The following is a 15,860-nucleotide window of genomic DNA, read 5'->3' as shown; positions in this document are numbered from 1 at the left end:
TGTCAGAGGCGGTCGACAGACTCGGGCCATGGAGATGCTGAGGATCGATTGCGGAAGCTGCGCGGTGCGCGGGCCCGCGTGCGGCGATTGCATGGTGACGGCGCTGCTCGGCGCCGAGCACGAGGTGGTCGAACTCTGCTCCGACGAGGTGACCGCACTGCGGGCGATGACCTCCGAAGGGCTGCTACCCCCGTTGCGGCTGGTCAGGGCGGTGTCGCGGCGTCCGCCCCCGGTTCGGGACGCGGATTGGTTTGCCTCCGATGAGGGCGTCGTTTAGCCTCTTTGGAGAGTTCAGGTCCGCTGGCTTCCCCGCAGTGACCCATTACCGATCGTCAGGAGGCGATGGTGCGTCTGCGCGCGTGTGTCCGTGGCGGGCTGGTGGCGCTGGCCACGGCGGCGCTGGTCCTCGGCGGACCCGGCGCTCGTCCGGCCTCGGCGGACCCGGCTCTCGACGACGCGAAGGCGAAGCTGGCCGCCATCGAGCAGCAGCAGAGTGAGATCGGCGAGCAGTGGGTCGAAGTCCGGCTGCAGCTGACCCAGGGCAAGGCCAAGGTCGCCACCCTGAACGCCGACATCGCCGCGCAGCAACGCAAGGTCGACGCACTGCGCACCCAGGCCCAGCAACTCGCGATCAGCCGCTTCCAGAACCGCGGGGTGGACATCACCATCCAGCTGGTCACCTCCCGCGATCCGGACGCCTTCCTCTCCGACGTGTCCACCATGGGCAAGGTCGACCAGAACCTGAACTCGTTGCTCCAGGACTTCCAGGCGCAGCAGGCGAATCTGGCCGACCTGCAACGCGCCGCGCGCGACCAGGTCACCACGATCGCCGCCGAGGAGCGGCGGCTCACCACCCTGAAGACGCAGATCGAGGCCAAGATCCGCGAGGGCCAGGCGCTGGTCGACCAGCTCACCGAGCAGGAGCGGCAGCGGCTGAACGCCGAGGAGGAGGCGTCCCGCGACGCGGCACGCGATGTGGGCAACGGCGACTCGCTCGTCGATGACAGCGGTACGGCCGACGCTCGCGCACTGCGGGCGGTGAAGTACGCGGTTTCGAAGGTGCCCGGCAGCCAGTACGTCTGGGGCGCCGAGGGGCCGAACTCGTTCGACTGCTCGGGGCTGATGGTGGCCGCCTACCGTTCGGTGGGCATTTCGCTGCCGCACTCGTCCAGGGCCCAGTTCGGCGTCGGCCGCCCGGTCGCCCGCGACCAGCTGAAGCCGGGCGATCTGCTGTTCTTCTACAACCCCATCCACCACGTCGGCATGTACATGGGCAACGGCCTGTTCGTGCATGCGCGCAACCCGCGCAACGACCTGGAGATCACCAAACTGTCCTCCTACCCGGCCTATCAGGGTGCCCGCCGCGTCGTCGGTTGACCGGTTCCGCCGCAGCCTGCTCGTCGCCGCGCCCGCCCTGCTGCTCGGCGCCTGTGGCACCAGCCCGAACCGCGTTTCATCCGACCCCGCGCGCACGCTGAACGAGCGCCTGGCCGTCGAGGACGAGGCCGGCTTCCTCGCGGTCTTCGCACCATCGGAGGGCCCGCAGGCGCTGGCCGGGCGGATGTTCGCGACGCTGTCGAAACAGGACGCTGCGATCACCATGACCGATGCCGGACGGCTGCGGGTCGACTGGAGCTTTCCCGGCGAACCCCGAGTGTCCAGTGAGGCGTCCATGGACCTGATCGGCGGACGGATCGCGAATCTGATCGCGCTGACGTCCGGTGCCGAGTGGCTCGGCCGCTCGCTCGGCGTGCACGCCGCACCCGACCTGGTCGTCGCCGCGGGAACCGCCGAGCACCTGAGCCGATGGTCCCGTGCCGCGGAGGCCGCGCTGGTCGCGCTGCGGCAGGTTTTCCCGGTCGGCCGGAGCCGCTCCGAGCCGGTGGTGGTGCTCGTCCCCGACACGCTCACCGAGTTCGCCGGTTACGCCGGCGCCGGCGCCGCCCGGCTGGGTGCGGTCACCGTGGTGCCCGGGCTGCCGGTGAGCGAGGGCGTCCGGATCGTGGTGAATCCGACTGTCGCGCAGAAGTCCGCCGACGACCGGGTGCTGCTCGCCCACGAGTCGGTGCACGCCTGGATGCGGTCTCCGCGGCTCACCGGCACTCCCGGCTGGCTGATCGAGGGAATCGCCGAGGCGTTCACCGCCGCGATCTATCCACAGGTCGCCGACAGCAATGGCAGGCTGGTCCGCACCGCGATCCGGGACGGAATCCCCGACCGGCTGCCCGAGGTCGGCGACGCGACTCCCACCGGTTACGCGCTCGCTCAGCTGGTCGTTCAGGCGATGGTGGACAAGGTGGGTTGGCCGGCAGTGCTGGACGAGGCCGAGGCCCGCACCCACGGCGGTGCGAGGCTCGCCGATTCCGCGATCCTGGCCTGGTACCGCGAGGCGCTCACCCGGGCGCGGTAGGCGTCAGACCACCGCACCGTCGCCGTCGACCGGGGGACGCCGCCGCAGCCGGTGCAACAGCAACCCGGCGCCGACGAAACAGCCCAGCCAGGAAAGTACCGACACCAGCATCGGGAGCCGGACGCCGACCGCACTCACCAGGACCAGGGCCAGGGGCAGGGCGACCAGGACGGTCCCCGCGATCCCGGCGGGAGTCCAGCGCCCCGGCGGCGGTGCCGGCGGCGGGACGAACTGCTCGTCCGGCTCGTCCGGCGGCACCCAGCTGCGGAAGTCCCCGGACGGCTCTGCCGACGGCGGTGCGGCCGCGCCGGCCGGCGCGGGCTCGTCCACCCCGGGGCCGGGGTCCGGCTCGGTGTCGGCGGACGCGTCCGGCTCGTCGGTACCGCCCAGGCCGGCGGGGAACTCGCGAGCCATCAGGTCCTCGAAGCGGGTGTCCGCCGAGTCGTCGCGGTTCATGGCGTGGCGTGGGTGGCGTGGGTGGCGAGGAAGTCGAGGCTGCGGGCGACGATCTGCTCGGCATCGTGGTCCAGCGGGGCGACGTGGCCGCTGTCGGGCAGCGCCACCTCGGTGATCTCTTCCGACGACACCTGCCGCACCACGATGTCGCGCGAGATCGCCGGCACCACGTCGTCATGGCCGGAACGCATCAACAGGATCGGGCAATGGACCAGATCGAGCCGGGCCCGGACGTCGGCCCAGAGCCGCATCATCGCGTGCACGGCGCGCAACGGCGTCCGCGGATAACTGTGCTCGGTGACCTCGATCTTGCGGATGCTGCTGCCGATGCTGTCGGTGGAGCGGAGCAGATGCTTGGCCAGCGGCGCCAGCGCCAGCCGGCGGTGGCCCACCAATGCGGGATTCACCAGGATCAGCCCGGCCACCTCGTCGGGGTGATGCTCGGCGAGCCGCAGCGCCAGCGCGCCGCCCATCGACAGGCCGGCGACGAAGACCACCGGGCAGTGGGCGCGCAGGTCGAGGAAGGCCCGCTCGGCGGCGGCGTACCAGTCCCGGCCATCGGTCAGTTCCAGTTCGCGCCAGCTGGTGCCGTGACCGGGCAGCCGGGGCACAGCGACCCGGTAGCCGGCCGCGACGGTCGCCGAGGCCCACCCGCGCAACGTCCAGGGACTCGCGGTGAAGCCGTGCAGGAACAGCACGCCGACCTCGCCCTCGCTGTCGCCGCCGAACGGGCTGGCGAACTCGTGCACCTGCATGGCGCCATCGTAGGGCGGTCGCGGCGTGGGCATTACAGTGAGCGGCACAAGCGATCCGATGGAGGTGCGGTGTTCTACTCGCTGTTCAAGAACGCGGTGTTCCGGCCGGTGATCAAGTACCTGTACGGCGCCCGGGTCGAGGGTGAGCAGAACATTCCCAGCACCGGCGGGGTGATCCTGGCGAGCAACCACCTCGACGCCGGCGACACCGTGGTGCTGCCGGCGATGATCTCCCGACAGGTGACCTTCCCGGCCAAGGCCGAACTCTTCCAGGGCAACCGCGGGCCGTTCTCGAAGCTGGTCGCCTGGTTCCTGCGCGCGGTCGGCCAGGTGCCGCTGGACCGCTCCGGCGGCCGGGCCAGCCTGGACGGACTCGCCCCGGTGCTCGAGGTGCTGGCCGCCGGCGGCTGCGTCGGGATCTACCCCGAGGGCACCCGCTCACCCGACGGACGGCTGTACAAGGGCAAGACCGGCGTGGCTCGGATGGCGCTGGCCGCACAGGTGCCGATCGTCCCGGTGGCGATGAAGAACAGCCAGCTGACCAAGAAGGCGGGCCTGCCCTGGATCGACCACCCGGTGGTGGTGATCGGCGAGCCGCTCGATCTCAGCCGCTACTACGGTCGGGTGGACGATCCCCGGACGCTGCGCTGGGTCACCGATCAGGTGATGGCCGCCATCCATCGGTTGTCCGGCCAGACCTATGTGGAGGCCTACGGCACCTCGGTGAAGAGCGGCTCGCTGTCGGCGTCCGAGGCGGATGCCAGGATCCTGGAGCGGCCGGGGATCAACACCAAGGAGCCGGAACTCCCGGCCTGACCTCCTCCCGGTTCGGCTTGTCGGGTCTGGTTTCGACGCGTGTGAGTGGGTGCCGCGGTCGGCGTCCCAAGGCCGGGTGCCGGTTGGGGCGCGGGCTGCCCGACCGCGTATCCTGACCGGCGTGTCGCAGCTGATCCCCGCACTCGAAGAGCTCCAGTCCCGCCGTCCCTGCAGCAGCCGACCTATGCCGACGCTGCCCTGGTCGAGGGTGTGATCGCCGAGTTGCGCCGCCGTCCGCCGCTGGTCTTCGCCGGCGAGTGCGACGAACTGCGCGAGAAGATCGCGGACGCCGCGGCCGGCCGGGCCTTCATCCTGCAGGGCGGCGACTGCGCCGAGACCTTCGACACCGGCACGGCGCTGGACATCAGGGGCAAGCTGCGGGTGCTGCTGTCGATGGCGGTGGTGCTCACCTACGCGGCGCAGGTGCCGGTGGTGAAGCTCGGACGGCTGGCCGGCCAGTACGCCAAGCCGCGCAGCAACGACACCGAGACCCGCGACGGCATCACCCTGCCCGCCTACCGCGGGGACGCGGTCAACGGTCTGGCCTTCACCGAGACTGCCCGCGCGCACGACCCCGGACGCCTGCTGGAGGCCTACAACCGCTCGGCGGCGACGCTGAACCTGATCCGCGCGTTCGTCACCGGCGGTTTCGCCGACCTGCGCTCGGTGCACAGCTGGAACCAGGACTTCGTCCGCAACTCCGGTGTCGAGGCGCGCTACGAGGCGATGGCCGACGAGATCGAGCGGGCGCTGGCGTTCATGGTGGCCTGCGGCGTCGACAAGGAGGCGTTCCGCACAGTCGACTTCTACGCCAGCCATGAGGCGCTGCTGCTGCCCTACGAACACGCGATGACCCGGATCGACTCCCGCACCCAGACGCCCTACAACACCTCGGCACATATGGTGTGGATCGGTGAGCGGACGCGTCAGGCCGACGGTCCGCACGTGGAGTTCATCCGGCACCTGCGCAACCCGATCGGGGTCAAGGTGGGGCCGTCCACCACGGCCGCCGACGCCGTCACGCTGGCCGAGGCGCTCGACCCCGCCCACGAGCCCGGGCGCCTCACGGTGATCTCGCGGATGGGCGCCGGCAAGGTGCGGACGGCGTTGCCGCCGATCGTGCGGGCGATCGAGGCCACCGGGCGCAAGGTTGCCTGGATCTGCGACCCGATGCACGGCAATACCTTCGAGACCGCCCTGGGGTACAAGACCCGGGCGTTCAGCCAGGTGGTGGACGAGGTGAACGGGTTCTTCGATGTGCACGAGGAGCTGGGCACCTGGCCCGGCGGCGTCCATGTGGAGCTGACCGGCGACGATGTCACCGAATGCGTCGGAGGGGTCGCGGACGCGTTGGCCGAGGCCGATCTGGCCAATCGGTACGAAACCGCCTGCGATCCGCGGCTGAACCGCAACCAGTCGCTGGAGCTGGCCTTCCAGATCGCCGAACGGCTGACCGACGGCCGGATCAAGCGGGTGAACCCGGTCCAGGAGTACCGCGCCGAGGACTTCTGAGGGCGGCCGCCGAACCGGGGCCGGCAGCACGAGCGGGGCTTGGCCCATGCTCCGGATGGCGATGATTCCCGGGCACCATTTCACACCGGTGTTACATGCCGGAAAGGCAGGGCGTAGTTTCGCGCCCTAGCGTGTCGTATCGCCACCGCAGTTGTTTGTGGGCGATGGCCTCCCGGACTCCGTCCGGGGTGCTGTGTCGCGACCGGAAGGCACCCCAATGACACGCATAGAAGAAACCCCCGCAATCGCGGAAGCGAAATCCCAGGACATCGTCGAGGCGGCCGGTATGCCGGTCGGCTCAGGCAACATGAAGCCGGAATACGACCCGCGGCTCGCCAATGAGGACCTGGCGCCGTTGCGCGAGCAGAAGTGGTCGTCGTACAACATCTTCGCTTTCTGGATGTCCGACGTGCATTCGGTCGGCGGTTATGTGACCGCCGGCTCATTGTTCGCGCTCGGCATCGCCAGCTGGCAGGTGCTGGTGGCGTTGCTCATCGGCATCATGATCGTTCAGGTGTTCACCAATCTGGTGGCCAAACCGAGCCAGCAGACCGGCGTTCCCTACCCGGTGATCAACCGGGCTATCTACGGCATCAAGGGCGCCAACATCCCGGCGATCATCCGCGGCCTGATCGCGATCGCCTGGTACGGCGTCCAGACCTTCCTGGCCGCCGAGTCGCTGAACATCATCTTCCTCAAATTCTGGCCGGGCAGCGCGGCGCTGCTCGACGTCGGCTTCCTCGGCCTGTCGGCGCTGGGCTGGATCTCCTACGCGATTCTCTGGTTCGCCCAGGCCGCGCTGTTCTGGAACGGGATGGAGACCATCCGGAAGTTCATCGACTGGGCGGGCCCCGCCGTCTACGTGGTGATGATCGTGCTGGCCGGCTACCTGGTCTCCCAGGCCGGCTGGCAGAACATCAGCCTCGACCTGTCCGCGGGCGAGCCGATGGACTTCTGGGCATCGATCCCGGTGATGCTGACCGCGATCGCCATCGTGGTGTCCTACTTCTCCGGCCCGATGCTCAATTTCGGCGACTTCGCCCGCTACGGCAAATCGTTCAGCGCGGTGCGGAAGGGCAACTTCTGGGGACTGCCGGTGAACTTCCTGTTCTTCTCGCTGCTGACCGTGATCACCGCCTCGGCCACCGTGCCGGTGTTCGGCGAGTTGATCACCGATCCGATCCATACCGTGGAGCGGATCGACACCCCGTTCGCGATCCTGCTCGGTGGCCTGACCTTCGTCACCGCCACTGTCGGCATCAACATCGTGGCGAACTTCATCTCGCCGGCGTTCGATTTCTCCAACGTCGCACCACACAAGATCTCGTGGCGCACCGGCGGCATGATCGCAGCGGTCGGCTCGGTGATCCTGCTGCCCTGGAACTGGTACTCCAACGCCGACGCCATTCATTACACGCTGGGTGTTCTGGGTGCGATGATCGGCCCGCTGTTCGGCATTCTCATCGCTGGCTACTACGTCGCGGCCAAGCAGCGCATTCTCGTCGACGACATGTTCACCATGTCCGACAAAGGTGCCTACTGGTACACCAAGGGCTACAACAAGAACGCGGTCTACACCATGCTCGGTGCCGGTATCCCGACGATTCTGGCCGGAGTCCTGCCGAAGCTGATCGCCGATCTCGGCGGCTTCGATGTGTCGTGGCTGGGCAACTACACCTGGTTCATCGGTTGTGGCCTGGGCTACCTGATCTTCGTGCTGCTCGAGCGGGCCAACCCGCAGGTTCCCTCGCTGGACGACCTGACCGCCGGGGTATCGGACGGCAGCGTCGAGGTCGCCGGCGGCACCATCGAACTGCAGCCCGCGGCGAAGTGAGCCGATGCGAATCACCCTGATCAATCCCAACACCTCCCGGGCGATGACCGCGAAGATCGCGGTCGCCGCCCGGGAGGTGGCCGGTCCGGACGTCGAGGTGGTCGCGATCTGCCCCGAGGACGGGCCGGCGGCGATCGAGAGCCACTACGACGAGGCCTATGCCAGCGTCGCGATCACCCAGCTGGTACTGGCCGACCAGGCCGCCGGAGGCAGCGACGGTTACGTGATCGCCTGCTTCGGCGACCCAGGGGTGGACGCCGTGCGCGAGCTGGTCGATGTGCCGGTGGTCGGCATCGCCGAGGCCGCGATGCACGTGGCGGTACTGTCCGGCCGCACCTTCGGCATCGTCACCACACTGTCCCGCACCCTGGGCCGGGCCCAGGACCTGCTGCACCGGCACGGCTTCGAACGGGCCTGCGTGGCGGCGTACGGCACCGGCATCCCGGTGCTGGCCCTGGAGCACGCCACCGGGGAGGCCCTGGACGAGATCGCCGGCTGGTGCGACCGGGCGGTCCACCAGGACCACGCGGACGTGATCGTGCTGGGCTGCGCTGGAATGGCGGACCTGTGCCGGCGGCTGAGCGAGCGGGTCGGCGTCCCCGTAGTGGACGGCGTCGCAGCCGCGGTGGGCCTGGTCAGTGCGATGGCCCGGATGGGTGTCGGCACCAGCAAGCGCGACGAGTACGCAGCGCCGCCGCGGCTGCCCTGACCTCGATCCCGGCGGCGCACCGCTGCGGCAACGCGGGCGTCCCGATTACGCTGCCAGTATGCAGATCACCCATCTCGGACATGCCGCAGCCCTGGTCGAGGTCGCCGATCGGCGGATCCTGATCGATCCGGGCAACTTCTCGGCCGCATGGCACGCCGTCACCGACCTGGACGCGATCCTGGTCACCCATCAGCACCCCGACCATGTCGATCCCGAGCACGTCGGTGCGCTGATCGACAACAACCCGCAGGCGCAGGTCTGGGTGGAGCCTCAGGTGCTCAAGGCGGTCGAACTGCCGCGGGGCGAAGGTCTCGCCGCCGACAGCACGGTCGAGTTGGGCGGTGTGACGATCGGCGCGGTCGGCGGCTGGCATGCGGTCATCCACCGGGACATCCCGCAGATCGGCAACGTCGGCCTGGTGATCTCGGCCGAGGGCGAGCCGACCCTGTTCCATCCCGGGGACTCGCTGGCCACGGTGCCGTCCGGCATCGACGTGCTGGCCGTCCCGGCCTACGGCCCGTGGGCGGCGATGAAGGAGACCGTGGATTTCGTCCGCGCGGTGGGCGCGCCGCAGGGCTTCCCGATCCACGACGGGCTGCTGCACGAACGCGGATTCCAGCTGGTGCTCGGCCGGATGAACGCGATGACCCCCACCGAGGTCCGGGACCTGCGCGACGGCACGCCCTGGACGCCGCAGGCCTGAAGATGCGGGTGCTACGCTGTCGCACATGATCATCGGGGTGCGGGAGTTGCGCAACCAGACTGCCCGGGTGGTGGATGTCGTGCGTAGTGGCGAGCGGGTCACGCTCACCGTTCATGGCGAACCGGTGGCCGACATCGTTCCGCACGGCGGCCGGACCCGTTGGCTGTCGGGGGACTGGCTGGCCGGCCAACTCGCTCGCCGCTCGGCCGACCCGGGCCTGGCGGATGATCTGGAGAAACTCGCCGGTCAGACCTTGGATGACCTGTGAGCGCCGGGCTGTTGGACACCTCGGTGTTCATCGCACGCGAGACGGGACGTCCGCTCGGCAGACTGCCACAGCGACTGGCGGTGTCCGTCGTCACGATCGGTGAACTGGAACTCGGCGTCCTTGCCACGGTTGATTCTGATGCCCGGGCTCGCCGCGGCGAGACCCTCGCGCTCGCGAGGGAGGCTGATCCGCTGCCGGTCACCGAGGCGGTCATGTCGGAGTGGGCGCGACTCGTCGTTTCCTGCCGGGACGCCGGTATCCATCGAGCGGTCCGGCTCACCGACGCGCTGATCGCCGCCACCGCCATTGCGCATGGACTGCCGATCGTCAGCCAGGACGCCGATTTCGATCAGATCGCCCTCGCCCATCCGGCCCTGGCGGTGATCCGGGTCTGACTCAGAAGCCGTCCAGGTCCCGGTGGATCGGCGGCTGGGTGTGGCCCAGATCGGCCCAGACGAAGCCCGGGACGCCGGCGAAGAACGCCACCAGGAAGTCGGCACAATGCATGATCCGCTCGGGGGTGTTGCTGCCCAGGTCGAACCGGACGCGTCCGGACTCGATCGCGAACGGCAGCGGACGTGCCCGCAGCAGGAACTCCAGCTGTCGCGGGTGGAACACGTCGGAGGCGAACTTCGGCTGCTGGCTACGCACTTTGAACGCCCGGTCGAAGTCGCTGGACTCGAACCGCACCCGGTTGCCCCAGCCCGGCCAGTTCACCGACAGGTCGCCGAAGTGCCAGGGCAGGTGGAACTCGAGGATCTCCTCGCTGTGGTTGTCGGTGACCGTGCGGGTGGTGGTCCGGCCGTCGGAGTCGGTGCTGGTCTCGGTGCGGGTGGTCTTCCAGTTGTGGGTCAGCCCGATCATCCGGATGCCCTGGACGGTGCCCAGCACCACGTCGCGGGCCTCGTGCCCGAACCCGCCCCGGTTCGCCACCACCTCGTCGAGGAAGCGGTCATCGCCGGGCCGGTAGATCCAGTCCGGACGCTGGTAGAGGCTCAGCTCGGCAGGCGGCCGCGGAGCCTCGAAGGCGGCCAGCGCGGGGGAGGCCAGGCCGTGCGCGACGCCGGCCAGGGCCTCCAGGAAGGCCCGCATCGCCGCCGCATCCCGCGGGACGCCCAGTGCGACCAGTCGGGCGCCGTCCACGGACAGGTCGACCCGGTGCCCGCCGGCCGCCATCGCGTCCACGGCGCCGCCGATCGCGCCGAGGGCGGCATCGGCCCAGCCTGGATCCTTGGCGGTGACCGTCCAGGCCCCCGCGGTCTTCTGCATCCCCTCGGCGCCCGGACGCGGGGCGGTGCCGAGATACAACTCCGGCAACGCCCGGGGCAGCACCACGGCTGCGACGTAGCCCAGCGAGTTGTACTCGAAGACCGCGAAGGGCACGCCGGCGGAGGTGCTGCCGGCGATCAGGTCGTCGATCGTGCGACGGTAGCCGAGGCCGAACGGCGGGCAGTTCAGCCCGTAGCTGCGGTCCAGGCCGGGTGATCCCTCGAAGGTCCAGCCCTGGTCGCGCAACGATTTCACGTAGCGCTGCCGCCGGACGATGAAGAACACCCCGACGGCAACGCCGACGACGAGCAGGATCAGCAGGATCTGACCGAGACCGAGGGAAAGCTGCACCGGCACAGGTTACTGAGCCGCGGGGTTGCGCACGGTCAGGGAACGCGCGGCTCGGGCGCTTCGATCCGCGGTTCCGCCGCTCAGGCGAGGTTGACGGTGATGGTCGACCCCACCGGGGCCTTGCTGCCCGCCCGCGGGCTGGTGCCCACCACCCGGTCGAAGCCGAAGTTGATCAGCCGGTTCACCTGCACCTTGAAGCCCGCCTTGGTCAGGATCTCGCGCGCCCGGCTGAGGTAGTAGCCCCGGACGTTGGGAACGGCCTTCATCACCGGGCCTTTGGACACCACGAAGGTGATGGTGTCGCCGCGGTGCACCTCACCGGCCGGCGGGTCCTGGCTGACGATGTCGCCCTTGTCGATGTCCGGGTCGTTCTGGTCGGACTTCTTCACCTTGAGGCCGAGTGACTCGAGAGCCTTCTTCGCATCCGCATACGACTTCTTGGTCCAGTCCGTCAGCGCGACCGGCTCGGCGCCCTTGGAGAGCACCAGATCGACAGGTGTGCCGCCTCTGAGCGGCGTGCCCTCGGCGTACGAACTGCTCACCACGGTGCCCAGCGGTGCCTGGTCGTCGAACGTGTCGGTGACGGCACCGACCTGCAGCCCGATCCGGGTGAGCGCATCGGTCGCCCGACTCAGGTCGAGCCCGCGCAGCGCGGGCACGTTGAACCGCTGCGGACCCTTGGACAGAAACGCCTTGATCGTTCCGCCGTGCACGATCCGCTCGCCGGAGGCGGGATCGGTGCGGGCGACCAGGCCGGCGGGGACGTCCTCGGAGTACTCGTTGTCGAAGGTGATCCGCAGGCCGGCCGCGGTGGCCGCCGCCTGGGCCTGGCTCTGGTTGAGCTTGGCCATCGCCGGAGTGGCGGTGTACTGGCCGAGGAACACCCACCACAAACCGGAGCCGACCAGCAGCACCGCCAGGATGCCGGCGAGCAGCGCCGGCCAGCGCCGCCGGGGGCGGGCCGGGGCGGCCGGCTTCTCGACCGGGCCGTCGTAGTACGGCATGCCGTCGGTGATCTCCGGGAACCCGGGGCTGACCGGTGTGGACGGGGTGAACCGCAGCGTCGGGACCCGATCGCCCTCGCTGGGGCTGCGCAGGCTCGGGACCGGCTCGGTGATGTGGTTCTGGGCATCCAGGGTGGTGCCGCGCATCCGCTGGGTGAGCGCGGGATCGTCCATCACGCCACGGGCCATCGCCTCGCGGGCCTGCCGCAGGTGGTCGAGCAGCACGCGGGCGTCCATCGGCCGGTCGGCCGGCCGGCGCGCGGCAGCCGTGGTGACCAAGGCGTCCAGGTAGGGCGGGATGCCGTTGCGGGATTCGCGCCACGAGGTCTTGACCGCGCTGGACGGCGCCGGGATCGCCTTGTGCACATGGGCGTAGGCGACCTGGATCGGGTTGTCGCCGGTGTGCGGCTTGGATCCGGTGAGCATCTCGTAGAGCACCACGGCCAGTGCGTAGACGTCGCAGCGGGGATCGGCCTTGCCGTGGGTGACCAACTCGGGGGCGATGTAGCTGACCGTGCCGATCAGCATGCCGGTGGCGGTCGCGGTCTGCGCCGAGATGGCCCGGGCCAGTCCGAAGTCGGCGACCTTGATCTGGCCGCGGTCCGAGATCAGCACGTTCTCGGGCTTGATGTCGCGGTGGATCAGGCCGGACTCGTGCGCGGCGGCCACCGCGCTGGTCACCGGGATCAGCAGGTCGAGCGCCCGCTCGGGGCTGAACGAACCCTCCCGGGTGATCATGTGCCGCAGTGTGCAGCCCTCGACGTACTCCATCACGATGTACGGCCGGCCGCGATGCAGTCCCTGATCGAAGACCGACACCACGTTGGGGTGCGACAGCCGGGCCGCGGCCCGCGCCTCGCGGTCGAATTTGCCGATGAAGTCCTGGTCGTCGCCCAGGCCCTCGTGCATCACCTTGATCGCTACGGTCCTGGTCAACCGCTCGTCGTCGGCCAGGTACACCGTCGCCATCCCGCCGCGGGCGAGTTTGCGCTGGATCGCGTAGCGACCGTCCAGCAGCTGCCCCACCAGGGGGTCGCTCGTGCTCACAGTCGTCACCATCGCTCCGGACAAGTCAGGGGAAGTAGGCCGTCCAGACCTGCCGGTGAGTCTAGGTCGGTGCCGGCCCAGACCCGGGAGCGACCCGCCGAGAGCGCCGCCGCAAGACACCATCTTCTGAAGCCCGCCTAGGCTGGCCGGGTGACCTTCTTGCGTGGATTGGACGAGCGACTGCGGACCGCGCGGCTGTTCTGCGTGACCGATGCCCGGCTGGCCGCCGGTGACCTGGCCGGGTTCGCCGCCGACGTGCTGAACGCCGGCGTCGACCTGATTCAGCTGCGCGACGACTCAGCCTCCGATACCCAGAAGCTGGCCGCCCTGGAGACGTTGCGGACGGCGGATCGGGGACGCGGGCTGGTCTCGGTCTACGCCGACCCCGACCTGGCCAGGGAATTCGCCGCCGATGTGCTGCAGCTGCCCAAGAGCGGGCCGGAGTCGGCGAAGGCCCGCCGTTACCTGAGCAAATGGGCCAGACTCGGCCGCTCCTGCTACAGCCCCGGCGACATCGACGCCGCACTGGCCGATCCCGGCGTCGACTTCCTGACCGTCGGCCCGGTGTTCAGTCGGCTGCCCTGGTCGCCGGGATTGCCCGGCCTCGACCTGATCCGGCACGCGGCGCGGGTGGCGCCGCCGTCGGCGAAGGGCAGTAAGCCGTGGTTCGCGATCGGTGGGATCACGCTGGAGAACCTGGATTCGGTGCTGGACGCCGGAGCCCGCCGGGTCGCCGTTGGCCGCGCGATCGCCGCCGCAGACGTCCCCGCGGACGCCGCCCGCGCTTTCGGCGACCGGCTCCGCGCCGCCCGGGGTGACACCGTCGAGGGATTCATCCTCGACGCATGAACGGTTCCTCACACCCCGGATTACGCTCGCTGATGTGGGCACGGACGGGGTGCGTCAGGCAGAGTTGATCGCCTCGCTGTCGCTCGCCACCGACCTGGGGCTCAGCCTGCCCGAGGGTCACGTGCTAGCCCAGACGGTGCTCGCCACGCGGCTGGCCCGGCTGGCTGGCCTCGACGACGACGCCCAGGCGGACACGTTCTACGTGTCGCTGCTGGCCTGGGTGGGGTGCGTGGCCGATTCCCACGAGATCGCCGCCTGGTTCGGTGACGACCGGCAGCTGCGGGTCGACAGCTACGCGGTCGACCGGACGATGCTGCCGATGATGCGGTTCATGCTCGCGCGGCTGGGTTCGGGCTCGCCCCCGGTCCAGCGGCTGACCACGATCGGGCGGTTCCTGGCCGGCGGCTACCGCGAGGCGATGGCGTCCTACACCACCCACTGCGAGACCACTGCGGACATCGCCGACCGGCTCGGGATGCGGCCCTCGGTGCGACTGGCGTTGCGCCAGGCGTTCGAGCGCTGGGACGGACGCGGCGTCCCCGGCGACCTGCGCGGCGACGATCTCGAACCGGTGATCCGGGTCGTCCAGATCGCCGACGACGCCGAGATGTTCGCCCGCACCGGCGGTCCGGATGCGGCGGCTGAGATGCTTCGTTCGCGACGGGGGACCGAGTTCGATCCCGACCTGGTCGACCTGGCCGTCGCCAACGCCGGCGAGCTTTTCGCCGGCCTGTTCGAACTGGACGTCTGGGAAGCGGTGATCGCCGGCTGCCCGCCCCTCGACCAGACCATCGAGGCTGCCGAGCTCACCCGGGTGCTGGAGGTCCTGGCCGACTACGCCGACCTCAAATCGCCCTGGTATCTGGGCCACTCGCGGGCGGTCGCGCGGCTTGCCAGGCTGACTGCCGAGGCGTCCGGGATCGCCGACACCGAACTCGTCGAGCGCGCCGGACTGGTCCACCGGATCGGGGCGACCGGTGTCTCGACCTCGATCTGGGACAAGCCGAGTCCGTGGACCCCTTCGGAGGCCGAGAGGGTGCGGACCGTCCCGTACCTCACCGAGCGGGTGCTCGCCCGTCAGCCGACCCTGCGCCGGATCGGCCGAATCGCGGCATTGGCCCACGAACGACTCGACGGCAGCGGGTACCCGGGCGGGCTGCCGGCTGCGGCGTTGCCGATCGAGGCCCGGTTGCTGGCAGCGGCGGACTTCTATCAGGACCTCTGCGAGGACAGGCCACGGCGGAGCGCACTCGACGCCGCGAGCCGGGCGGCCGCCACCCAGGCTGAGGTGCGGGCCGGCCGACTCGACGCCGGCTGTGCTGAGGCCGTCATCGCCGCCGCGGAAGGCCGTCCCCGGCACCGGACGCCTCAAGTCGCCGGCTTGACCGCCCGCGAACTGGAGGTGCTCACCCTGCTGGTGCGCGGCCTCAGCACCAGAAGCATCGCTGAGCAGCTCTCGGTCACCCCCCGCACGGTCACCACTCACCTCGAGCACATCTACCTCAAGACGCGCGTGACGACCCGGGGAGCGGCGGCGATGTTCGCGCTACGGCACGGCATCGTGGCCGCCGACTGAAGCGCCGGAGAGATCGGAAATTCGTCCGATGTGAGCGGCGTAGCACGGCCGTAGAACTGAGGCATGACGAACACCACTCATCCAGCTCCGGCCGACGCGATGCGCACCGGGAGCACACTCATCGAGGCACTGGCTCGCCGCGACTTCGACGCCTTCCAGCACTGCCTCGCCGACTCGGCCCACCTCCGTGCACTCATCCCGCCCGGTCCGTTCGAACTGGACGGTTCGGCCGCCATCGCCGACCGGTTCCGGCTGTGGTTCGGCGGCACCGATCAGTTCGAACTACTCGAATCGACCGCGG

At 69.8% G+C, this 15,860-nt stretch carries 15 protein-coding genes and 2 pseudogenes; 13 read left to right on the top strand and 4 right to left on the bottom strand.

Features of this window, described 5'->3' with window-relative positions; translation table 11 throughout:
- Window positions 1-28 precede the first annotated feature (28 nt).
- The 3 genes from QM711_RS15635 (at window position 29) to QM711_RS15625 (ending at window position 2,410) form a co-directional block, all read left to right on the top strand.
- On the top strand, window positions 29-277 hold the full coding sequence (locus QM711_RS15635; protein ID WP_415100984.1) for a hypothetical protein: 249 nt from the start codon (window positions 29-31) through the stop codon (window positions 275-277).
- Window positions 278-345: 68 nt separating this feature from the next.
- Entirely contained in the window at window positions 346-1,377 is a 1,032-nt protein-coding gene (locus QM711_RS15630) for an NlpC/P60 family protein (protein ID WP_415100982.1), read from the top strand.
- Window positions 1,355-2,410: a hypothetical protein gene (locus QM711_RS15625; RefSeq protein ID WP_415100980.1), complete on the top strand. Its 1,056-nt coding sequence runs from the start codon at window positions 1,355-1,357 to the stop codon at window positions 2,408-2,410. The genes QM711_RS15630 and QM711_RS15625 overlap by 23 nt, the downstream gene beginning before the upstream one ends.
- Before the next feature lie 3 nt (window positions 2,411-2,413).
- Here QM711_RS15625 and QM711_RS15620 read toward each other — a convergent pair whose 3' ends face one another.
- Entirely contained in the window at window positions 2,414-2,866 is a 453-nt protein-coding gene (locus tag QM711_RS15620) for a hypothetical protein (RefSeq protein ID WP_415100978.1), read from the bottom strand.
- Window positions 2,863-3,621, bottom strand: coding sequence for an alpha/beta hydrolase (locus QM711_RS15615; protein WP_415100976.1), 759 nt, complete (start codon window positions 3,619-3,621; stop codon window positions 2,863-2,865). The genes QM711_RS15620 and QM711_RS15615 overlap by 4 nt, the downstream gene beginning before the upstream one ends.
- A gap of 69 nt (window positions 3,622-3,690) precedes the next feature.
- On the opposite strand from QM711_RS15615, the gene QM711_RS15610 reads away from it, so the two are divergent.
- From QM711_RS15610 to QM711_RS15580, 7 genes and pseudogenes are all read left to right on the top strand, one after another.
- Entirely contained in the window at window positions 3,691-4,437 is a 747-nt protein-coding gene (locus tag QM711_RS15610; protein ID WP_415100974.1) for a lysophospholipid acyltransferase family protein, read from the top strand.
- 121 nt (window positions 4,438-4,558) lie between these two features.
- Window positions 4,559-5,949, top strand: a pseudogene (locus QM711_RS15605) (class II 3-deoxy-7-phosphoheptulonate synthase).
- A gap of 217 nt (window positions 5,950-6,166) precedes the next feature.
- On the top strand, window positions 6,167-7,783 hold the full coding sequence (locus QM711_RS15600; RefSeq protein ID WP_415100972.1) for an NCS1 family nucleobase:cation symporter-1: 1,617 nt from the start codon (window positions 6,167-6,169) through the stop codon (window positions 7,781-7,783).
- Between the two features lie 4 nt (window positions 7,784-7,787).
- On the top strand, window positions 7,788-8,492 hold the full coding sequence (locus QM711_RS15595; protein ID WP_415100970.1) for an aspartate/glutamate racemase family protein: 705 nt from the start codon (window positions 7,788-7,790) through the stop codon (window positions 8,490-8,492).
- A 58-nt stretch (window positions 8,493-8,550) separates the two neighbouring features.
- A complete protein-coding gene (locus QM711_RS15590; protein ID WP_415100968.1) occupies window positions 8,551-9,195 on the top strand; it encodes an MBL fold metallo-hydrolase in 645 nt (214 codons plus the stop codon).
- Window positions 9,196-9,220: 25 nt separating this feature from the next.
- Entirely contained in the window at window positions 9,221-9,463 is a 243-nt protein-coding gene (locus tag QM711_RS15585) for a type II toxin-antitoxin system Phd/YefM family antitoxin (RefSeq protein ID WP_415100966.1), read from the top strand.
- Window positions 9,460-9,858 carry a PIN domain-containing protein gene (locus tag QM711_RS15580; RefSeq protein ID WP_415100964.1) on the top strand — a complete coding sequence of 133 codons (399 nt, stop codon included), beginning with the start codon at window positions 9,460-9,462 and terminating at the stop codon, window positions 9,856-9,858. Before QM711_RS15585 ends, QM711_RS15580 begins: the two co-directional genes overlap by 4 nt.
- Before the next feature lies 1 nt (window position 9,859).
- Here the strand turns inward: QM711_RS15580 and QM711_RS15575 are convergent, their stop codons facing one another.
- Together QM711_RS15575 and pknB are read right to left on the bottom strand one after the other, a co-directional pair.
- Window positions 9,860-11,083, bottom strand: a complete 1,224-nt coding sequence (locus QM711_RS15575; protein WP_415100962.1) for a hypothetical protein — start codon at window positions 11,081-11,083, stop codon at window positions 9,860-9,862.
- 80 nt (window positions 11,084-11,163) lie between these two features.
- Window positions 11,164-13,134 (bottom strand): Stk1 family PASTA domain-containing Ser/Thr kinase, encoded by a 1,971-nt coding sequence (pknB, locus tag QM711_RS15570; RefSeq protein WP_415100960.1) that lies wholly within the window; start codon window positions 13,132-13,134, stop codon window positions 11,164-11,166.
- A gap of 150 nt (window positions 13,135-13,284) precedes the next feature.
- Between pknB and QM711_RS15565 the strand changes: the two genes are divergently transcribed.
- From QM711_RS15565 to QM711_RS15555, 3 genes and pseudogenes are all read left to right on the top strand, one after another.
- Window positions 13,285-13,983, top strand: coding sequence for a thiamine phosphate synthase (locus tag QM711_RS15565; protein WP_415100958.1), 699 nt, complete (start codon window positions 13,285-13,287; stop codon window positions 13,981-13,983).
- A 34-nt stretch (window positions 13,984-14,017) separates the two neighbouring features.
- Window positions 14,018-15,559 carry an HD domain-containing phosphohydrolase gene (locus tag QM711_RS15560; protein ID WP_415100956.1) on the top strand — a complete coding sequence of 514 codons (1,542 nt, stop codon included), beginning with the start codon at window positions 14,018-14,020 and terminating at the stop codon, window positions 15,557-15,559.
- A 63-nt stretch (window positions 15,560-15,622) separates the two neighbouring features.
- Window positions 15,623-15,860 (top strand): annotated as a pseudogene (locus QM711_RS15555) (hypothetical protein); the annotation flags it as partial.

It is taken from the genome of Micropruina sp., assembly GCF_047602385.1.
Lineage (GTDB): Bacteria > Actinomycetota > Actinomycetes > Propionibacteriales > Propionibacteriaceae > Micropruina.
The sequence above is the reverse complement of the archived record's forward strand: the minus strand, read 5'-3'. Positions and strand labels throughout refer to the sequence as shown.